Below are 20,835 nucleotides of genomic sequence, written 5' to 3'. Positions count from 1 at the left end.
GAAGGCGCGTTGTGCCGCTGCTGCTGAGCTGCCGGGCGCGGGTCGGCGGGGCCCGGCGGAGGGGTGTCCGTCGCGCGGCGATGGCCACCACGCAGGGCCGAGGCGACCGCGGAGACCAGAGCCATGCCGGCGGCGACGCTGAAGACGATCGCCAGCCCGTGCTGGAACGGACCCGAGACCAGCTGCGGGAAGAAGCTGTGGCCGGTGAGGGCGGCGTGCTGGGACGCGGAGAGGTGGGTGAGGGTTCCACCGGATGTGAGCAGGTGCTCGACGGGGTTGTTGCCGAGGAACGTGGCGAACAGCGTGCTCACGGGCGGCAGCGATGCGGCATGCTCGGCCGCGCCGGACGGCACGCCGTGTGCCTCGAGGCCACCGCGGAGCGCCGCGGGCAGCGATGAGGCCAGGCCGGAGACCATCAGTGAGAAGAACACGCCGATGGACAGTGCGGTGCCCGAGTTCTGGAAGGTGGAGCGCATGCCCGAGGCGACTCCCCGGTATTCGGCCGGCACGCTGCCCATGATCGAAGACGTGTTCGGCGAGGAGAACATGCCCTGGCCCAGTCCGTTGAGCAGCAGCAGTGCGGCGAAGAGGCGGTAGTCGAAGTTGACCGGTAGCGCCAGAAGTCCGAGGAAGGACGCCGCGACGACGATGAGGCCGGCTGTGGAGAACATGCGGGCGCCGCACCTGTCCGACAGGTAACCGGACACGGGCCCGGCGATCAGGAAGCCCAGTGTCAGCGGGAGCATGAAGATGCCGGCCCACAGCGGTGTGTCCTCGAAGGCATAGCCGTGCAGGGGCAGCCAGATGCCCTGCAGCCAGATGATGAGCATGAACTGCAGCCCGCCGCGCGCGATCGCAGTCAGCAGTGCGGCGACGTTACCGGCGGCGAATGCCCTGATCTTGAACAGGGCCAGGTTGAACATGGGCTCCGCGATATGTGTTTCCACGAAGCAGAAGACCAACAGCAGGAAGGCGCCACCGATCAGTCCGGCGAGCACCCACGGATTCGTCCAGCCGGTGGGGTGCGATCCGTAGGGCTGGATGCCGTATGTGATGCCGGCCAGCAGGATTCCAGCGCCTGCCGCGAACGTGGTGTTGCCCAGCCAGTCGATGCGTCCGCGGCGGCCCGCCGATGTTTCGCGCAGGCTCAGGTACGACCAGATCGTGCCGGTGATGCTGACCGGCACGCTCACCCAGAACACGGCGCGCCAGTCGACAGCGGCCAGCAGGCCACCGGCGAGGAGACCGAGGAATTGCCCCGCGAGCGCGGTGATCTGGTTGATGCCGAGGGCCATGCCACGCTGCCGCGCGGGGAAGGCGTCGGTCAGGATGGCGGCCGAGTTGGCCGTGAGCATGGAGCCGCCGAACGCCTGCACGATGCGCCACAGGATCAGCCACAGGGCGCCGCCCCCCGCGCGGAACGGATCGAGGGAGAGCGCGACGGAGGCGCAGGCGAAGATGAAGAAGCCCAGGTTGTAGATCCTGACCCGGCCGTACATGTCGCCGAGCCGGCCGAGGACGACCACGAGCACGGCCGACACCAGCAGATAGCCCAGGATCATCCAGAGCAGATAGCCGATGTTGCCCGGCGCCAGGGGATCGAGCCCTATGCCTCGGAAGATCGCGGGCAGGGAGATGATCACGATGGAGGCGTCCATCGTCGCGATCAGCACGCCCAGCGTGGTGTTGGACAAGGCGACCCACTTGTAGCCCGGGCCCGCGGGAGTGTCCTTCCTGCGCGCCGAGTGCAACGTGCGCAGCGCGGACATGGTCCTGTCTCGCGGATGGTCCGTGTGCCGGCCGCCGGTACCGGGGGCGCGCGCGGTCACAGCCGCTCCGCCAGTCGATCGAGGAGGGGCAGGGCCGCGGCGAGGGTCTCGCGCTCCTGCTCCGTGAACTCGTCGAGGGCGGCGGAGAGCCGGTGGACGGATTCGGAGCGCCGCTCCGCCATCATGGCCCGTCCCTCCTCGGTGATCGCCATGATGGCGCGTCGCCCGTCTGTCGCGTCGGGGGTACGACCGACGAGCCCGCGCTGTTCGAGCACGGCGAGGGTGCTCGCCATCGCCTGCGGCCGTACGCGCTCGAGTTCGGCCAGGGATCCGGGGGAGTCGGGACCGTCGGCGGCGAGTCGCGCGAGCACCGACACACCGGAGAGCGACACGTCTCCCACGGCGTGAGCCTGGCGCAGTCGTCGGGTCATGCGGCTTACGGCCAGCCGAAGGCCGGACGCGAGCGGCGCAGTGTCGCTCGAGCCGCGGATGTCCTCATGCCCTGCCTCTGTATCCAGTGCCACAGGTACTAATAGTAGGTTTATCAGTCTGAACTGTTCAATCAATAGTTAGTAATGACCGGGAGGGTGGTGCTTCGTAGGGGTGTCCGATCAGCGGACGGTACTGACAGGGCGCGGGCGGGGGAGCGAGGATGGCACCGCAAGCCAGACGAGGGTTCGAGTCAGGAGCGCAGCACACATGAGCGCAGTTGCCGTCACCGGTGCCACCGGGAAGACCGGTCGAGTCGTGGTCGCGGATCTGGTCGAGCACGGGTATGAGGTGCTGGCCGTGGACGTGGCGGTGGGTCCGGCCGAGCGTGCGTGGGCGAACGGACTCGGCGTGCAGCTGCTGTGTGCGGACCTGACCGACTACGGTCAGGCCGTGGATGCCCTGAGTGGAGCCGGAAGCGTCGTCCACCTGGCCAACATCCCGGCCCCCGGTCTCCGACCGGCCGCCCACACCCTCACCACCAACACGGCGATGAACGACAACGTCTTCCTCGCAGCCACGCACAACAAACTGGAGCGCGTCGTCTGGGCGTCCAGCGAGACCACCCTCGGCCTGCCCTTCGACGTTCCGCCCCGCTACGCCCCGGTGGACGAGCAGCACTACCCCTACCCCACCTCCACCTACGCCCTGTCCAAGGTCCTGGGCGAGACCGCGGCCGAGCAGATCTCCGGTTGGTCGGGCATCCCCTTTGTGGCCCTGCGCCTGTCCAACGTCCACCTGGTGGAGGACTACGCGCTGGTGCCCGGCTACTGGTCCGACCTGCACGCGCGCAAGTGGAACCTGTGGGGCTACGTGGATGCGCGGGACGTGGCGCAGGCGTGCCGGCTCGGGCTGACCGCCCCCGTCACGGGTGCCTCCAGCTACGTCATCGCCGCGGCCGACACGATCATGGACCGGCCCTCCGCGGAGCTCCTCGCCAAGGTCTTTCCCGAGGTGAGGCTGACCCGGGAGATCGGCACATACGAGACACTGCTCAGCGTGCAGCGGGCCCGTGAGGTGCTGGGTTACGAGCCGCGGCACTCGTGGCGGGACGTCGTGGACCACTGAGGCGGTCCGGGAGACATCGTGGCGGGGCGGGGGAGGGCCGGGCGGTGGCCTGCCCTGAACACATGACGGCCACCCGCCCTGACCCCTGATCGGTTCGCTGGACCATGCCCTTGAGGGCTACCCGCCGATGGTCACGGTTCACCCTCCGTCACAGGCTGAGGAGCACTCGTCCGAAGGGTCCTCCCTCGATGAGGTGACGCTGTGCCTCGGCGGCCTGCTCGAGGGGGAAGATGCGGTCGACAAGGGGAGCGATCTCCTTGCGGGCGACCAGGTCCAGCAGTACGGCGTTGGTGCTGTTGATCTGCTCCTGGGTGAACATGGCGAACTGGAATAGTCGGCCCAGGTGCCGTCGGCGCCGATGCCGTAGCGGCCGCCGCTGATCACGACGCGGCTGCCCACCGCCAGTTCGGAGGCACCGGGCTCCTGGACCGTTCCCACGCCGATGCTGCCGGGCGTGAGCGGGAAGGGCTTGACCGCACCGGCGGGCAGCTTTCCCCGGCGCACGGTGTCGTCCAGCGGATGGGTGCCGGCCATTGTCAACCGAACCAGAACCTGGCCGGTCTGGGGTGCGGGCTTGGGGATCTCCACCAGGCGCAACACATCGTAGCCGCCGAACCGGTCGTACTGGATCGCTCGCATCGTCAGGTCCTCCGTACTGTCTGATCATGGTTTCGCTTCGGCGGGATGGCAGCCGGCTCGGTCGGGCGGTGCACCGCGCTCCGAAGGCGCGGCCCTCGCTCAAGTAAAGTGATCGCTTTTTTCGACGTCAGTGCAGTTGATCGTCGTAGTAAAGTGAATGCTGTACTTGAAGACGTTCGGTCACAACGCCGGACCGGTGCGCGAATCGAGCAGCACCCTGCTCGCGAGGGACTCGTCCCACGATCGGCGGCCGGCGTTGTTCGCCACCGTCGCCGCGGCGGCCTCGGGGGCCGCGAGGGCATGACCACCCGCGGCCGGCCGCTCCACCTCGCCGCCCGAGCCGCCGGGCGCATGGAGGAACTACAAGGCCAGGAGGGCCTGTTCGACGACTTCGGTGAGGGCGGGGTGGATGTAGAGGACGTCCCGGCCGATCTGGTCCACTGTCAGACCCAGAGTCATGGCCTGGATCAACGGTTGAATGAGCGTCGCTGCCTGCGGGCCGATGATGTGTGCGCCGAGGAGCATACGGTCGCGGGGGTCCGCCAGCATCTTCACGAAGCTGGTGGTGTCCTCGAGCGCCCATCCATATGCGGTGTCCGCGTAGTCACGGACACTGGCCAGATAGTCGATCTTGCGGTTGCGTGCCTCCTGCTCGGTCAGTCCGACACTGGCGATCTGCGGACTGGTGAAGACCGCGTGCGGCGCCAGGGAGTGGGGCAGAGTGCGCTGATCCTGTGGATGGAGCATGTTGTGCCGCACGATCCGTGATTCGGCGTTGGCCATGTGCTTGAGCTGAAAGTGATTGGCCACATCGCCCAGTGCCCAGATACCGGGCACTGATGTGCGGTAGGCGCGGTCGGTCACGATGTGGCCGTGTGCGTCGAGTTCCAGCCCGCCGGCGGCCGCGTCCAGCCGATCGGTGTTGGGCCGGCGGCCGGCGGACACCAGCAGCATCGCGGCTTCGACGGAATGCTCCCCGTCCGGGCAGTTCACGGTGAGTGCGACGCCGTCGCCGCGCCGTTCCACGGAGGTGATGTCGGCTTCGAGCAGTACGCGATGGCGTCGTGACGCGAGTTCGGTGAACCGGGCGGAAATCTGCTCGTCCTCTCTGGTCAGCAGCCGCGGCCCCCGCGTCACGATGGTGATGCCGGTGCCGAACGCGCCGAATACATGGCCGAACTCGGCCGCGATGAAGCCGCCGCCGATGACTGCCATGGATGCGGGCACCTCGTCGATCCGCATGACGGTGTCCGAGGTGTGGAAGGGGACGGTGTCGAGTCCCGGGATGTCCGGCACCACGGGCCGTGATCCGACGGCGATGACGAACGTGTCTGCAGTGATCTGCTCGGTGCCCACCTGGAGCACCTTCGGCGCGACGAATCGCGCCTCCGTGGTGTAAACGTGGACGCCGTTCTTCCTGCGATAGTCCAGCGCGCCGTCGTGCAGCGGATCGATGCGGCGGAAGATCCGGTCGCGGATGGCCTGCCAGTCGGCGCGCTCAACGGTTGCGTGGACGCCGAGCCGAGCCGCCGCTCGTGCGTCTTCGATCGCGTCGGCGGCGAGAACGTACATCTTGCTGGGAATGCACCCCCGGTTCAGGCAAGTGCCACCGAAGCGGTCCGCCTCCACGACGGCGGTACGCAGATGGGCGAGTTCGTCGTTGAGCAGCATGTTGCCGCTGCCCGCCCCCAGAATCACAAGATCGTAATGCTGCACGCCCGTCCACCTTCCGCCGGCGAGATGTGTGGCCGTGCGGTGCGTGGCCGATCCGTGAGGTCCGTTGTCCCCTCGAATGCCGACCGCACGACCGGTCCCCTGCAGATGCCTTTTAGGTATTTATCACGCGGAATGCGATGTCGGTGGGTGACGCCGTTACGACATCCGGACCACGCGCGTGCGGTGTGCACCCGGGCCTGAGGCGTCATGCAGGTCCCGGGGTCATGACGAGCGTGTGCCGCACCCTGTCGGTTGCTCGGCCCAAATGGTCTTTCCCCGCGGGTGATAGCGGGTGCCCCACTGGTCGGTGAGGCTGGAGACGATGAACAGGCCTCGGCCGCCTTCGTCGACGGTGCGGGCATGTCTGACGTGGGGGGCGCTGGTGGCGGAGTCGGTGACTTCGCAGGTCAGCATGCGGTCGTGGATGAGGCGTAGTTGGAGGGGCGGTGCGCCGTAGCGGATGGCGTTGCCGACGAGTTCGCTGACGATGAGTTCGGTGGTGAACGTGGTGTCCTCGTCCATGTCCCAGGCCTGCAGCCGGCTGCGGGCCGCATTGCGGGCGATGGACGCGGCTTCGGGATGTGCGGGCAGAGGATGGGTGAGAACGTGATCGCCGGCCAGCGCCGTCGTTCGGGCGAACAACATCAGTGCTTCGCCGGTTCGTGGTGTGCCCGTGAGCACACGGGCGACGGCGTCGCGGAGGCCGGACAGCGGCCTGGTGCCGGCGCCGCCCAGGACGGTGTGCAGGGGCGCGGACGGCGTCAGGACCTGGCGGGCGAGTCCAGCCGTGCCCAGGGCCAGGGTGCTCCCTTCGGGAATGTCGATGGTGGTGGCGGGGAAGGAGGCGTTGCCTCTGCCGGCGAGGGGAGGACCGGGAGGTACGGGCAGGACGACCGAGGAGCCGTCGGGGAAGACGGCGACCGGCTCGGGCAGGCCCGCGCGGGCGATGGCGCAGGTGAGCTCGACCGGGTCGTAGATGACGATGGTGCAGCCCGCGGTGAACTGCTCACTGTGCAGGGGATCATCGGGGGGCAGTCCGGCGCGTGCCGCGGCGAGACGGTCCGCGGTGTCGTTCAAGCGGGCCAGCAGCTCATCGGGTTGCAGATCCTGCGCGGCCAGCGTGTGGAGGGCGGTGCGGAGGAATCCCATCGTGAGGGCTGCGGCGATGCCGTGCCCGGCGACGTCGCCGACGATCAGCGCGGTCCGTGCGCCGGGCAGCGCGATCGCGTCGGACCACGTGCCGCCGCCCTCCGGATTGGGAAGGTGCAGACGGCAGGTCTCCACCGTGGTCTGCGCAACAGGTTGTTGCGGCAGGAGCCTGCGCTGGACGGTTGCTGCGGTGATCCACTCGCGCATGTACCGACGGGCGTCCTCGATGCAGAGCGCAGCGTGCGCGCAGACGGAGGATGCCACCTTGATGTCCTCCTCTTCGAACGGGTCTTGGTCGTGGACGCGGTAGAAGCTCGCCACGCCCAGACCTCGGTCACGCAGCGCCAGGGGTACCACGATGAGGGAGTGGGCGCCGGATCGCTCGATGACGTCTGCGCGGGCCGGATCGGCGGCCGGCCAGGGGGTGTCGTCCGCCGGGATCGTGACGAGGCGCGGGCGGAGGTTGGACAGTACGCTCGCGAACGGTGTGCCGTTCGGCGGGGGGCGTACATCAGCCATCGGGTGGGGTGGGATTCCGCCGTGGAAAGCCGCTCGGCGCAGGGGGACGTCCACATGGACGGGGATCTGTGGAGGCTCCTCTCCGCGGACGACGTCATCGATGACCTCGACGACTGCGATGCCGGCGAAGGCGGGCACGACCGCATCGGCCAGTTCCTGGCAGACAGCCGCCACGTTCGGGCCGTGCCGCACACGCGTGCGGACGGAGTTGAGGAGGTCGAGGCGGCCCCGTGCGTTCTCCCGATCGGTGACGTCGAGGGTGGATGCGACCACCCCGAGCACCTCGCCGCGGGAGTCCTCGAGGCGGACGTAGGAGATGGAGTGGATACGGCGCATGGGCCCGCCCGGGGTCCTCGCGCTCCGGACGAGCCGGTTGACCACCGGCTCCCCGCCGTCGAGGACCCTTTGCGCCACCGCGGTTTCCTTCTCGGGGTCCTCGAGGTCGTACGCCTGGGTGAAATGCATGCCGAGCAGGTGTCCCGCGGGTGTGCCGTGCAGCCCGGGGGTGCTCGTGCGGACCACACGCAGGTGGGTGTCGAGGACGTGCAGTCCCGTGGGGGAGTGGGTGAACAGCGTCGTCAGGATCGCTGCGTCCTGCTCCGGCACAGGCCCCGACGACATCCGTGCTTCCCACATCACCTCCGTGCCGCGCAATACCGGCTTGACCAGGACCGCGGCCGCATCAGAGAACCTCTTCGGCCGCCCTGCGCCGTCGGCGGCGCCCTCGCGGATGATCGCGGACACCAACCGGCCGACGGCCTGCTCGGCGGAGCACCCGAACAGCTCCTCGGCCGCACGCCTCCACTCGACCACCCTGCCCTCCCCGTCGATGAGGATGAGTACGTCACCGCTGGGCATGGGCAAGCACCTCCGCCTCCATCCCTGCCCGTTCCGCGCCGGCGACAGGCCCGCTCACCGGGCAGCTACACCGATCGGCTCAGCCCGCTTCCCCCGGGCGCCGTCGCGCTGTGGTGTGCGCTGCGGGACGGGGTGCTCGGCCCCGGCCCCGTTCGGCGGCCCCGGGGGCCGGATCATGCCGGACCGGCCGGCGACCGTCGGGGGTCCGACAGGTCCGTGGGCGACTCGGACATGGCCCCGGACTCCCCATCTCCGACCCCAGCCGCAAAGTAGCGGTCAGGGTTTCGTGAGTTGGTCTTCTTGGGCTGGCGGGGCACGGTCTGGGGGTTGATGCACCGGAACGAAACTCCGGCACTGAGCCTGCCACTCTGCCGTACGGCTGACGGGGCCTCGGGCGCACTGTCACGGGAAACATGTGCGCTCCGCGTGACAAGCCCGTGAACGTCCGAGCGTGTCCGGATCGATCAGGAATCGAGAAGCGCGGTTCACGGAGCCGCCTCTAATCTGCCCGTCATGGACATCACGATTCACACGAGTTCCCTCCCGCACGACGACCCGGATGCGTCGCTCGTCTTCTACCGCGACGTCCTCGGCTTCGAGGTCCGCAGCGACGTCGGGCAGGGCAGGATGCGCTGGATCACGGTCGGCCCGGCCGGTCAGCCCGACACGTCGATCCTTCTGGCGCCGCCGGCTGCCGACCCGGGAGTCACCGAAGACGAGCGCCGCACCATCACCGAGATGATGGCCAAGGGCACCTACGGCTGGATCCTTCTGGCCACCCCGGACCTCGACGCCACGTTCGAGAAGGTGCAGGCCGGTGATACCGAGGTCGTACAGGAGCCGACCGAGCAGCCGTACGGCATCCGCGACTGCGCCTTCCGCGACCCTGCGGGCAACCTGGTCCGCATCCAGGAGCTTCGCTGAGCCGTGCGGGTATCGATGCGGCCGTGCGGCCGACATCGTCACCACCTGCAAGGAACGCGGCGGCACGCCGGCGCAGAGGTGCCCGCCGTGCCGGCCGCCCACCTGGGCCGCGTCCAGCTCCTCGTCGAACCGGCCACGGGCCCGGGCTCCGTCCCGCTGCTGTCCAGCAGTTGCTGGACCGGCTGGTCGACTCTGGCGGGGCCGGTCATCACCACCGAGCGCCTGGGGCGCCTGCCTCGGCAGGCACCCCAGGCGCTCGTAGACGTCGATGGAAGATGAGAAAAGGGGAGTGTTCTCATGTGTCAGCCTGAGTGGCGGCGTGCACGTGTCCAGGCGCAGCGCCTGACTGATCTCGCGCGGCTGCGCCGCGTCCGCGACCGGATCGACAGGGAATACGCGCAGCCGCTGAACGTGGAGGCGCTCGCCCGCGGCGTGAACATGTCCGCCGGGCACCTCAGCCGGCAGTTCCGGGCCGCCTATGGTGAGTCGCCGTACACGTACCTGATGACGCGTCGCATCGAGCGCGCGACGGCGCTGCTGCGGCGGGGCGACCTCAGTGTCACCGAGGTCTGCTTCGCGGTCGGCTGCGCGTCGCTGGGCACGTTCACCACCCGCTTCACCGAGTTGGTCGGCATGCCGCCCGGGGCCTTCCGGCGCCAGGCGGCGGATGTGGCGGCCGACCATGCTGATGCTGTGGGTGCAGCCCACGACGCGGGCTCTGCGATCACGGTAGAGGGGATGCCGGCGTGTGTGGCGAAGCAGGTGACAAGACCGGTCAGGAATCGAGAAGCCCCGGTCGCCGAGCAGCCTCTAGCGTGATGGCCATGGCAATCACCACGTCCACCGCATCCAACACGTCTATCGCATCCGTCACCCTTGAGGTGGCCGACCCCGAGGCCGCCCGCCGCTTCTACACCGCCTTCGGGGTGGACACGCGCATACGCCTGCGGGCGTCCGAGGCGCACTCCACCGGATTCCGCGGCTTCACCCTGGCTCTCACGGTGTCCCGGCCGGCCACCGTCGACAGCTTCCTGGGCTCCGCCATGGACGCCGGCGCCATGGTGCTGAAACCCGCCGCAAAGTCGCTGTGGGGTTACGGCGGCGTTGTCCAGGCCCCGGACGGGACGATCTGGAAGGTCGCGACCTCGGCAAAGAAGGACACCGGCCCGGCCGTCCGTGAGATCGACGAGATCGTCCTCCTGCTCGGCGTCGAGGACGTGAAGGCCAGCAAGCAGTTCTACGTCGGCCGGGGCCTGACCATGGCCAGGAGCTTCGGCGGCAAGTACGCCGAGTTCACCTCCGGCGAGTCCAGCCCCGCCAAGCTGGCCCTGTACAAGCGCCGCGGCCTGGCCAAGGACCTCGGCGTTCCCGACGACGGCAACGGATCGCACTGCATCATCCTCGGCAGCACCGCCGGCCCCTTCACCGACCCGGACGGATTCGCCTGGGAGGCCGCCGGGTCCCTCGTCCCCGCGCCGTCCACGGCGCCTGCACTGTCCTGACTCACGGCCCCGCACTACCGCCCCGACCCGCCTCATCCTTGTACGAGAGGAAACCTGCCATGCAGTCCACGAAGTCGTCCGCCGAGAACTCCGGCACGACCGCCGAGCAGTACGACGGATTCACCGCAGAGGAGCGGGCCGCGATGAAGGAGCACGCTCAGGAGCAGAAGAAAGCGGCGGCGCGGCGCGGGTCGTCCCGCCTGGAGAAGGAGGCGGCAGCGGAGCGGGACGTGCTTGCGAAGATCGCCGAGATGCCGGAAGCGGACCGGGTCCTCGCCGAGCGGATCCACGACATCATCAAGGCCGCCGCTCCGGACCTCACGCCCAAGCTCTGGTACGGGATGCCCGCGTACGCCAGAGACGGCAAGGTTCTCTGCCACTTCCAGAGCGCTCAGAAGTTCAAGTCGAGGTATGCCACGATCGGCTTCAGCGACCAGGCGGCACTCGACGACGGCGCCATGTGGCCGACCGCCTACGCCCTGAAGGAGCTGACCACAGCCGACGAACAGCGCATCAGCGCGCTGGTCAAGAGGGCGGTGGGCTGAGGCCGGCCGGGGCAGAACAAGCAGCGAACGTGACCGAGCCGTGGAAGATGTTGATGCGCTTGGCACAGCGCGTCGCCAGGGCCCGGCTGATCCCACAGGAAGGTCTGCCGGAACGCGCCAGTTCGCCCAGCCCGGCAATGCTGAGGCGGACTCGGAGGAGCGTGGCGGGGGCACCCTGACCGAAAGCCCCAGGTCGAGACGCTTGTCCATCTCCGGCCGGAAGGTGCCATACGGATTGACGTTGGACCAGAACAGCGAGGTCAGCCCGCGCCGGCTGCCGGCGGTGCGTGCCAGGACCGGGTACGGGCCCTGGCACACACCGGCGCCGTCGGCCGGACATCGAACTCGGCGCGGACGACCTCGCGAAGATCGAGACGGTCGTCCGCGCCACTGATCAGTGACGGTGGCCGTCGGACCGCTTGCGGTGCAGGGTGAACTGCTCGAAGACGCTGAGCTCACCATTCGGCTTGTTGACGTTGTAGTACGTCACGTGCATCCGCGTGGTGTCGCCGGGGAAGCGGCCGGGATCGACGGTGAACGCGGCGAAGCCGTAGGGGTGGTCGACATCGCGCGTGCCCATCCAGATCGCCTCCTCCTTGGCGTAGACCGAGGTGTGTCCACCGCCGGGGTTGCTGGTGACGGCGGTGATGACCTTGGCGGTGCCGTCCTTGAAGAAGGACTGGTTGGTCGTGCCCGACACACCGCCACCGCCCAGCACCATGTGCACGGTGCCCATCGAGGTGTCGATGTCGTCCGTCGCGTGGGAGACCGGGTTCGGGGTGAGGGTCTCGCTCCCGGAGACGACGCCCCGCACGGCGAGGGAACGCTCATAGTTGTGCTCGTGGCCGCACACCACCAGGTCGACGCCGTACCGGTCGAAGAGCGGCCCGTAGTGCTGCCGCAACCCGAGGTCGGCACCGCTGGCGTCTGCGGAGCTGATCATGACCTGGTGCATGGCGACGACCACCCAGTCGATCTCGGTCGAGGCGCGGGCGGCGCGCAGCTCCCTCTCGAGGAACGCGAGCTGGCGACCGCCCGAGTAGCCGTTGACGTAGTAGTCGCTGGCGTCCTGCAGGCAGTAGTCGTCGTTCTGCAGCACGATCACCCGGACCGAGCCGGCGGTGAACGCGTACCACAGACCGGCGAGTTCGGCATCGGTCTCGGTGGACGGCAGAGTGAAGTACGTCTGGTAGGCGGCCATACCGATCGGACCGTTGCCGGACTCGATCTCGTGGTTGCCGGCGGCGGGCATCCAGGGACGGAAGCGCGCCGACCGGGAGTTGTTCGCGAAGAAGTTGCCCCATGTGCGCACCCGGTCGACATCCCGGTTGGCGTAGCACAGGTCGCCGTTGAGCAGGTGGAACAGGGGCGCGACCTGCTCGATGCCGGCCACGATGTCCTTGCTGGCGGGCGTGGAGTTGTTGTCGATCGTGACGGTGCCGTCGGCAGCCCAGGACACCTGCGGCGCCGCCTGGTCGCCGAAGCTGGTGAAGGTCAGGGGCGCGCGACCGCGCGGGGCGGTCCGGAAGCTGCCGCTGTCCGGCGTGGTGCCGTCGTGAGAGGCCAGGTAGACGTAGTCGGTGTCGGGCCGCAGTCGTGACAGGGACGCGTGGTGAACATACACGGTGCGTCCGGACTTGCCGTCGACGTAGACACGTGTCCGCGCCGGAGCGCTGCTGCCCAGCCCGTGCTCCAGCGTCCCGTACAGCACGCGCGGGTGCTTCACCGGACCGTCGGTGATCCAGGAGACCACGATCTGGGTGGAGGGGTCCGTGCCGAAGGTCAGGTGCAGTCCCTGCACCGGCGGTGCGCCCGCTCTACCGGGGCTGATCCGGATCCCGGGGGCTGTCATCGGCGCCGCGGCGGCTTCCGGGGCCGCGCCGAGGAGTTGGGTCGCGGCCGCCCCGGCTCCGGCGGTACCGAGGAGTCCCATCGCGTGGCGGCGGGTGAGCCCGCCCTTGTTCTCCGCTGCATCCATTGCTGAAGCCATGACGGCTCCTTCCAGCGTCTGAGTGGATGACCGGACTCTCAGACCCCGCTGCGTCGATGGGGTGAATCAGGAGTGGCGATCGCAGGAGCGGATGGCGTCCCGACCGCAGATGTTTTGCCAAAACTCTGTCTTGATGGTCCACGGTCAAAACCGTCGGTGGAAGGGGCCGGGACAACGTTTCGATGCTGTCCCCAAGCGACTTGACGGTTCGTCGAACAACTCGAGGTCGCTTCCGGCACGGAGGTCGGATCCGGACTGTTCCGCGGCTCGGCGCCGGCGAGGCATCCGCTTCGCGGCACCGGGTGCCCCCTCCCACCCGTTCCGGTGTGGGGCGCAGTGGTCGTGGGATCACCGCAGGGGCACCCGGGCTGTCGCAGGAGCGGCGCTACTCGGTAAGGCGCAGGTAGTCGAGGTTGAAGCCGCCTGTCTCGCAGTAGACGGTGAGCGTCTGCTCCCCGGCCGCGAGCGTGACGGTCGTGTGCACCGACTGGTAGTCACCCCAGCCGCCCGTGGCAGGCACCGACACCGTCGTCAGCGGGGCTCCGCTCTGATCGCGCAGCGACAGGGCGTTCGGGGCGGTGCTTCCGGTGCCGTTGGCGACGCGCAGTTCGAGGTTGTAGGTGCCGGCGTGGGCCACGTCGACGCGGTACGTGAGCCAGTTGCCTGCGGCTGTCCAGCCCACGTTCTTGCCGCCGCTGGCTGCGGCGTTGCTCTCGATGAAGTTGCTTCCGTCTGGGAGCCAGCCGTGCTGGTCGGTGTAGCTCTCCGCCTCGATCTTCTCTCCCACCGGGACGGCGTGCGGCCGTACGGTCAGGTGGACGCTCACCTGGTCGCGGGCCCTGCCGTCGGTGGCGTAGAAGGTCATGTCCTGCTCGCCGGCGGCGGTCGGGTGGATGGTGACCAGGCCGGTCTCCGGGTCGATGCTGACGCCGTCGGGCAGTTCGTCGGCGTAGTAGGCCAGCCGGTCTCCGTCACGGTCGGTGGCCCGCAACTGCGTACGCACGGTGCTGTACTGGTCGGCGACCACATCGGTGTTCCCGCCGAGGACGGGGGCGTGGTTGCGGTGGTTCGAGGGAGTGTGGGCCTGCCAGCGGTAGGTGGCGAAGGAGCCCGCCGGAACGGTCACGACGAACGACTGGCCGGCGACGACCACCCTGACCTTGCTGTCGGTGGTGTTCGTGTTGCCGAGGACGGCGGTGAACGTGCCGGTGCCGGAGCGGAAGACCACGTTGCTGATGCCCTGTTCCGCGGCACTGGACTCGACGCGCACATCACCGGGGGAGAGGTACTTGGCGAACTGCCCCAGCTCGTACAACTCGTCGCGGACGGTGAAGTCCTTGGTCGTCGTGTCCACCGTGACCAGCCGGTCCGGCCACTTGGTGGTGGCGGCGACCTGATCCCAGTCGATGTTGTTGTCCCGCGCGGGCGTCCAGTGCAGTGTCCCGCCGTCCTGGTCCGTGGTCTGGGCCCACAGGATGTAGGAACCGGCATCGAGGCGGAAGTCGCTGAGGAGGGTCGAGGACGAGAGGTCGCTCGTCTCCGTGAGGTGCACGGGCTTTCCGGTCTCTTCGTACGCGTCGCGCATCACGCGCGGGTCCCCCCAATAGGGGTGGAAGGCAATGGCGTCCGTGGCGTTTTGGACCTGCCGGCCGGTCACCGAGCCGTCGGGGGCGTCGTCGAAGATGCGGTGGTAGTTCTTGGTCGCCGTGCTGTTGGGATCCCGCCAGTCCCAGAAGTTGAAGTCGTGTACGTAGAGCTGGGTGTTCAGGTGGGCGGCCCGGAATTCACGCTTGATCGCCAGGGCCAGCTTCTGCTGCTGGGCGACGCTGATGTCCATGGCCGGGTAGACCACGTCCATGCCCGGCTCGTTGAGCATGGTCAGGGCGTCGACGCGTATGCCGTGCTTGGCGTACGCCTGGACGAACGCGACGTAGTAGCGCGCGAACACATCGATGCAGTCGTCGCGCAGCTTTCCGACCTGGTAGTAGTCCGTGGTGCTCCCGGGCTTGAGCGCCACCTCTCCGGTGAACTGGTTGTTCGTCTTCATCCACGCCGGTGCGCTCCACGCGGAGGCGAGGAAGGTGGCCTTCGGGTTGTAGCGCTGGATGAGCTTGATGGTGTCGACGATGTGAAGGTCGATGTCCCGCTGGATGGAGAAGTGCTTGAGGCCGAAATCCTCGGTGACGCCGGCGGGGAGGTCGTCCTCCGACCAGAACGGCAGATGCTCGATGAGGTCGGGACTGCCGATCGTCAACCGGAACCGGTCGAGGCCGGCACCGTGCTTCGGGTCGACCAGGAGCCGGATGGCCTCCTCACGCTTGGCGGGGGTGAGCTTCCACAGGTTGGAGACGCTCGTCTCGTCCAGGGAGAAGCCGATGCCCGTGTATTTCTGCCGGATGGTACTCGGATCGACGACCACGGTGGCATCGGCGGGGGCGCCCTTGTCGTCGCCCATGCGGACACTCGGCAGTGGCCGCCATGCCTGCGCGCCGCCTGTGGAGTAGGTGCCGGTCACGACCGGGCCCCGCCCGGCCGGTTCCTGCCCGGACCGGTCCGCGTGCGCGGTGGGACCCGTGCCGACCAATGCGGTGACCGCTATGGCGGCGATTGCGCTGAGAGAGCGTCTCACAGCTTCTCCTGAAGTCTGGGGGTATCGGGGATTCGTGCTGTGCCAGGTCGGTGGCACGGAGCCCGTCTCGTCGGCAACGGCAGGCGTGATGAAGGGGCTTGTGACTGCCGGTCGTGATGGCGTCGACCTCCCTCGGCGACGCCGGACGGCCCCACGGAGGAGACCGAGCCGACAAGGCTGTTGCCGCGGCGCGGGCGCCCGAAAGGGAGTGACGGACAGAGATCCTGACGTGGTGTCAGTCATCGCATCGCCCCCTACCGCCTCACCGATGGGTTGGATCCAAGCAATTTCATTGGTGTTAAGTCAAGGCATGAAGAAAGTGGACTTCCGCCGTACCTCACCCTCGGAAGCGGGATGTCCGCGCCCCGGGGTCGGGAGCGACGTGGTGCGGAGCCGAGGTCTTGCGAGCTCATGACTCGGTCACCTTCGTCCTGGGGGGGACGGAGCGGGGACCGGCGCCGAATTGAGGGAGAGTCGATGGGGCAAAAATTATCTGCGCAGCGGAGTTGGCGGCTGAGAACGGAGCCGGTGTTCCCGTCGGGGCAAGGGTGTCCGGTCTGTGTTCACGGCAAGGGCCTACGCAACACGACCACGCCGCCGGCGTTGCGGCAGCAATTGCCCACCCGTCCCGCATCTTTGGGGCAAGTCCCGATCGCTGCCGGGAGTCTTGACAGAAGCCGCTCCGCGGAACAGCCTTTGGCAACGTTGTCAGGCAACGTTGTCACCGTTGAAGCTCGTGCTGGCCGAGCCGTCCTGCCGGCGTCATCTTGTGATTGGACTTCCCACCCATGGCACTTCAGGCGCATCCGTCGCGTCATCCCTCTCGACGCTCCGTCGTCGCAACCGGCTCCACCCTCTTGGCGGGGTTCGGCCTCGGTTCTGTGTTCTCAGCGACTGGTTCCGCAGCTGAGCGTGCGGCCGTGTCCGCCGGAGTCGCGGCCCCGGGCGAACTCGCCGCGTACCGCCCGGTCTCGGTCTCCTCGACGGACTACGCGCCCACCCCGGGCGAGTTCGTGGTGGACAGGATCACCACGCAGGGCGTGCGGGGCACCGGCTGGCGCGCCGCGGCCGGTGATCCGCAGTGGATATCGGTCGACCTTCAGGCGGACTGCCAAGTCACCTGGATCCGCCTCACGTTCGAAGCCGACGCGAGCGACCCGGTGTTCACGCCTCCCGCGAGCGGCAACTGGGCCGACGGCACCACCGGCAAGGAGATCCTGTCGAGCTACGCCGTGGACTTCGTCGTCGAGACCTCGCGCGATCACAACTCTTGGAGCAGCGTCTATCGCACCACCGCCGGTACCGGAGGGGTCGTGGAGATCCAGCTGCCGCAGCCGGTGACGGCCCGCTGGGTGCGAATGACCGCCCGAAAGCGGTCCAATCCCAACCCGCTCGGCGTGAACGGATTCGAGGTCTACGGCACCGCCGACGGCCACCGGCCGTCGGCCACCGGCTGGACTGACTGGGGCGCCCGCCACGAGCAGGCGCCCGAGTTGGCGGTCGCCGACGACGGCACGGTGCCCCTGGAGTCCGGCTGGACCCTCACCATGGACGACTGGGCGGGCGGTGACGGCGCGGAGCTGTCGAAGACGACCGTGGACACGAGCGGCTGGCTGCCCGCCACCGTCCCCGGCACCGTGCTGGCATCGCTCGTCGACCAGGGCAAACTGCCGGATCCCGTCGCCGGCCTGAACAACCTGCACATCCCCGAGGCGCTGTCGCGCCACTCCTGGTGGTACAAGCGCGACTTCGACCTGCCGCGCGGTCTGCGCACCGGGGCCGGGCGTCGCGTCTGGCTCGAGTTCGACGGCATCAACCACCAGGCGGACATCTGGCTCAACGGACGGCACGTGGGCGGGCTAACCCATCCCTTCGCCCGTGCGGCGCACGACGTTTCAGAGCTCCTCGCCGCGAAGGGCGAGAACGCGCTGGCGGTGAAGATCACGCCGATGCCCGTTCCCGGCAGCCCCGGTGACAAGGGCCCGGCCGGCGAGTCCTGGGTCGACGCCGGCGCCCAGCAGATGAACCTGAACTCGCCCACCTACCTCGCCTCCTCCGGCTGGGACTGGATGCCCGCGGTCCGCGACCGCGTCGCGGGCATCTGGAACCATGTGCGGCTGAGAACCACCGGGCACGTCGTCATCGGCGACCCGCGAGTGGACACCGTGCTGCCGCAGCTGCCCGACACCTCCGTCGCCGAACTCACCATCGTGGTCCCAGTCCGCAACGCCGACTCCGCCGACCACAAGGCGACCGTCTCCGCCGCCTTCGACGATGTACGGGTGTCCAAGGTCGTCACCGTGGCGGCCGGCAAGAGCATCGACGTCACCTTCACCCCCGACGCCTTCGCACGGCTGCGGCTGCGCAACCCGAAGCTGTGGTGGCCCAACGGTCTCGGCCTCCCGGACCTTCACGACCTCACCCTTGCCGCATCGGTCGACGGCACGGAGAGCGACCGACGCGTCACCCGCTTCGGCATCCGCCAGTTCGGCTACGAGTACGAGGTGCCCCTGCCCTTCGTCGCCACCGGGGACGCCTACACCCAGTCGGTCGAGTTCGGCAGCCGGCAGGCTCGGTACGTGCGGATCAAGTGCCTGACCCGGGCCACCGGCTGGGGCAGTTCGCTGTGGACCCTGTCCGTGTTCGACAGTGACCGGCCGGACACCGACCTCGCCCTGCACGCTGCGGCCACGGCCTCCAGCGTCGACGAGGACGACCACGGTCCGGCCAACGCGACCGACGGCGACCCCGGCACCCGCTGGTCCTCGGCGTTCGAGGACGACCAGTGGATTCGCGTGGATCTGGGATCCCAGCAGTCGTTCGACCGAGTCGACCTGGTCTGGGAACAGGCCTACGCCGCAACCTACGTGGTCCAGGTGTCCACCGACGACGCGACCTGGGCCGATGTGAAGTCCGTCGACAACACCGCCGTACCGCTGCCCTTCAACAACGGCGACGCCAGCCTTCAGGTCGAGGACTTCACCGCACAGACCGCTCGCTACATCCGCCTCAACTGCGGGCTGCGCAACACCAGCTGGGGCAACTCGCTGTGGTCCCTGTCCGTGATCGACAGCACGAATCCGGGCAGCGACCTCGCACTGCACCAGAAGGCCACCGCATCGACCGAGGATCCCGACCACCCGGCCGCCCATGCGACCGACGGCAACTCCGGCACGCGCTGGTCCTCGCAGTACGAGGACCACCAGTGGATCCAGGTCGACCTCGGCTCCGCCCGGCGATTCGACCGGGTGGCCGTCGTGTGGGAACAGGCCTACCCCAAGACCTATGTGATCCAGGTGTCCGATGACGGCGACAACTGGTCCGACGTGACGTCCGTGTCCAACACCCCCGACCCGCTGAAGATCAGCGTGAACGGGGTGCGGGTCCTGGCCCGCGGAGGCAACTGGGGCTGGGACGAACTGCTGCGCCGTATGCCCGCCGAGCGGATGGACGCAGCCGTGCGGATGCACGGCGACATGAACTTCACCATGATCCGCAACTGGGTCGGCAGTAGCAACCGGGAGGAGTTCTACACCAGTTGCGACGAGCACGGCATCCTGGTGTGGAACGACTTCCCGAACGCCTGGGGGATGGACCCGCCGAACCACGACGCCTTCAACACGCTCGCCGCCGACACTGTCCTGCGCTACCGCATCCACCCCAGCGTGGTCATCTGGTGCGGTGCCAACGAGGGCAATCCGCCGGCCGCCATCGACAAGGGCATGCGCGAGGCGGTCGAGCAGCAGGCGCCCGGGATCCTCTACCAGAACAACTCGGCCGGCGGAATCGTCACCGGCGGCGGCCCCTACGGCTGGGTCGAGCCGGAGAAGTACTTCGACCCGTCCACGTACGGCAGCAAGGACTTCGGCTTCCACACCGAGATCGGCATGCCCGTCGTGTCCACCGCGGCCAGCATGCGGAACATGACGGGCGACGAGCCCGAGTGGCCGATACGCGGCGCGTGGTACTACCACGACTGGAGCGAGCACGGCAATCAGGCGCCGCAGAACTACAAGGCCGCCGTCGAAGACCGCCTCGGCACGGCGACGGACCTGGACGACTTCGCTCGCAAGGCCCAGTTCGTCAACTACGAGAACGCCCGGGCCATGTTCGAGGCATGGAACGCCAACCTGTGGGACAACGCCAGCGGCCTCATGCTCTGGATGTCCCACCCGGCGTGGCACAGCACGGTCTGGCAGACCTATGACTACGACTTCGACGTCAACGGGACCTACTACGGTGCTCGCACCGCCTGTGAGCCCCTGCACGTCCAGGCCGACCCGCTGAAGTGGGAGGTCCGCGCGGTGAACCACACCGCCATGGCGATCAAGGGGGCTACCGTCACAGCCCGCGCGTACGACCTCTCCGGTCGGCAACGGGGGAGCACGAAGCGCGCCAAGGTCGACGTCGCCTCGTCCGCCACGGTGCCGGCCTTCACGACCGACTGGACGGACGACCTGCCCGACCTGCACGTCCTGCGGCTCACCCTCGAAGACGGTGCGGGCCACATGTTGTCGAGCAACACCTACTGGCGCCACCGCACACCGGCCGCCATGAAGGCGCTCAACGCGGCCGAGCAGGTCAAGCTGTCGGCCTCGATCCAGAAGATCTCCCGCTCCGGTACCCGGCACGAGTTGACCGCCACCGTCCGCAACCGCGGATCGGCCGTGGCCGCGATGATCCGGCTCTCGCTGCTCGACGACGCGAGCGGCAACCGCGTCCTGCCGACCCTGTACAGCCACAACTACCTGTGGCTGCTGCCCGGCGAGTCCCAGACCGTCACCCTGTCCTGGCCCGAAGGCGCCCTGCGTTCCGGACGTCCCCTGCTCCAGGCGGAGGCCTACAACAGCGGTGCTACGAGGACCCGTTCATAGCGGGCGCGACGGCCGTGTCCGGATCGTCACGATGACAGCCGCCCCCGCGCGACACCGAGTCGCTCGACTTGGTGTCGCGCTGGGCGGCGAACGGGCGGTAGCGGGCCTTGCCTGCCACTCGGTCGTGCAGCGGCATGCGCTGGTCCACGACCGGCCGCGCGACA

General features: G+C 68.5%; 14 protein-coding genes and 2 pseudogenes. 7 read left to right on the top strand and 9 right to left on the bottom strand.

The annotated features are described in order from the left end of the window. Together VXC91_RS30640 and VXC91_RS30635 are read right to left on the bottom strand one after the other, a co-directional pair. Positions 1 to 1,769 (bottom strand): MFS transporter (locus VXC91_RS30640; RefSeq protein WP_329510600.1); only part of this gene is annotated, 1,769 nt, incomplete at its 3' end. 56 nt (positions 1,770 to 1,825) lie between these two features. Further along, entirely contained in the window at positions 1,826 to 2,200 is a 375-nt protein-coding gene (locus VXC91_RS30635) for a MarR family winged helix-turn-helix transcriptional regulator (RefSeq protein ID WP_329510599.1), read from the bottom strand. A gap of 268 nt (positions 2,201 to 2,468) precedes the next feature. On the opposite strand from VXC91_RS30635, the gene VXC91_RS30630 reads away from it, so the two are divergent. Continuing rightward, on the top strand, positions 2,469 to 3,326 hold the full coding sequence (locus VXC91_RS30630; protein WP_329510598.1) for an NAD-dependent epimerase/dehydratase family protein: 858 nt from the start codon (positions 2,469 to 2,471) through the stop codon (positions 3,324 to 3,326). Positions 3,327 to 3,474: 148 nt separating this feature from the next. On the opposite strand, the pseudogene VXC91_RS47120 reads toward VXC91_RS30630, so the two are convergent. The 4 genes and pseudogenes from VXC91_RS47120 to VXC91_RS30615 form a co-directional block, all read right to left on the bottom strand. Beyond that, positions 3,475 to 3,705: pseudogene (locus VXC91_RS47120) on the bottom strand (zinc-binding dehydrogenase); the annotation flags it as partial. Then, positions 3,669 to 3,965 (bottom strand): annotated as a pseudogene (locus VXC91_RS47115) (alcohol dehydrogenase catalytic domain-containing protein); the annotation flags it as partial. The pseudogenes VXC91_RS47115 and VXC91_RS47120, both read right to left, overlap by 37 nt. A 360-nt stretch (positions 3,966 to 4,325) precedes the next feature. Further along, positions 4,326 to 5,681: a mycothione reductase gene (locus tag VXC91_RS30620; RefSeq protein WP_329510596.1), complete on the bottom strand. Its 1,356-nt coding sequence runs from the start codon at positions 5,679 to 5,681 to the stop codon at positions 4,326 to 4,328. A gap of 222 nt (positions 5,682 to 5,903) precedes the next feature. Next, positions 5,904 to 8,207: a SpoIIE family protein phosphatase gene (locus VXC91_RS30615; protein WP_329510595.1), complete on the bottom strand. Its 2,304-nt coding sequence runs from the start codon at positions 8,205 to 8,207 to the stop codon at positions 5,904 to 5,906. A gap of 513 nt (positions 8,208 to 8,720) precedes the next feature. Here VXC91_RS30615 and VXC91_RS30610 point away from each other — a divergent pair. The 5 genes from VXC91_RS30610 to VXC91_RS30590 all read left to right on the top strand — a co-directional run bounded on the left by VXC91_RS30610 (position 8,721) and on the right by VXC91_RS30590 (position 11,178). Next, positions 8,721 to 9,131 carry a VOC family protein gene (locus VXC91_RS30610; RefSeq protein WP_136729546.1) on the top strand — a complete coding sequence of 137 codons (411 nt, stop codon included), beginning with the start codon at positions 8,721 to 8,723 and terminating at the stop codon, positions 9,129 to 9,131. A gap of 87 nt (positions 9,132 to 9,218) precedes the next feature. Then, on the top strand, positions 9,219 to 9,410 hold the full coding sequence (locus VXC91_RS30605; RefSeq protein ID WP_329510594.1) for a hypothetical protein: 192 nt from the start codon (positions 9,219 to 9,221) through the stop codon (positions 9,408 to 9,410). Between the two features lie 18 nt (positions 9,411 to 9,428). After that, positions 9,429 to 9,950, top strand: coding sequence for a helix-turn-helix transcriptional regulator (locus VXC91_RS30600; RefSeq protein WP_329510593.1), 522 nt, complete (start codon positions 9,429 to 9,431; stop codon positions 9,948 to 9,950). After that, positions 9,950 to 10,633, top strand: coding sequence for a glyoxalase (locus VXC91_RS30595; RefSeq protein WP_329510592.1), 684 nt, complete (start codon positions 9,950 to 9,952; stop codon positions 10,631 to 10,633). The genes VXC91_RS30600 and VXC91_RS30595 overlap by 1 nt, the downstream gene beginning before the upstream one ends. 59 nt (positions 10,634 to 10,692) lie before the next feature. Beyond that, on the top strand, positions 10,693 to 11,178 hold the full coding sequence (locus tag VXC91_RS30590) for an iron chaperone (RefSeq protein WP_329510591.1): 486 nt from the start codon (positions 10,693 to 10,695) through the stop codon (positions 11,176 to 11,178). A gap of 394 nt (positions 11,179 to 11,572) precedes the next feature. On the opposite strand, the gene VXC91_RS30585 is transcribed toward VXC91_RS30590, so the two are convergent. Beyond that, positions 11,573 to 13,168 (bottom strand): purple acid phosphatase family protein, encoded by a 1,596-nt coding sequence (locus VXC91_RS30585; protein ID WP_329510590.1) that lies wholly within the window; start codon positions 13,166 to 13,168, stop codon positions 11,573 to 11,575. A 385-nt stretch (positions 13,169 to 13,553) separates the two neighbouring features. Continuing rightward, positions 13,554 to 15,797, bottom strand: a complete 2,244-nt coding sequence (locus tag VXC91_RS30580) for a carbohydrate-binding protein (protein ID WP_329510589.1) — start codon at positions 15,795 to 15,797, stop codon at positions 13,554 to 13,556. Positions 15,798 to 16,585: 788 nt separating this feature from the next. On the opposite strand from VXC91_RS30580, the gene VXC91_RS30575 reads away from it, so the two are divergent. Next, complete coding sequence (locus VXC91_RS30575) at positions 16,586 to 20,671, top strand: discoidin domain-containing protein (RefSeq protein ID WP_329510588.1); 4,086 nt, start codon at positions 16,586 to 16,588, stop codon at positions 20,669 to 20,671. Here VXC91_RS30575 and VXC91_RS30570 read toward each other — a convergent pair. Next, positions 20,652 to 20,835, bottom strand: a 184-nt coding sequence (locus VXC91_RS30570) for a hypothetical protein (protein WP_329510587.1), incomplete at its 5' end; no start/stop codon positions are given. The genes VXC91_RS30575 and VXC91_RS30570 overlap by 20 nt on opposite strands.

Origin of the sequence: Streptomyces chiangmaiensis (assembly GCF_036281785.1) — a bacterium.
Taxonomy (GTDB): Bacteria; Actinomycetota; Actinomycetes; order Streptomycetales; family Streptomycetaceae; genus Streptomyces; species Streptomyces chiangmaiensis.
Note: the sequence above shows the minus strand (reverse complement) of the source record. Positions and strands in the feature narration are given on the sequence as shown.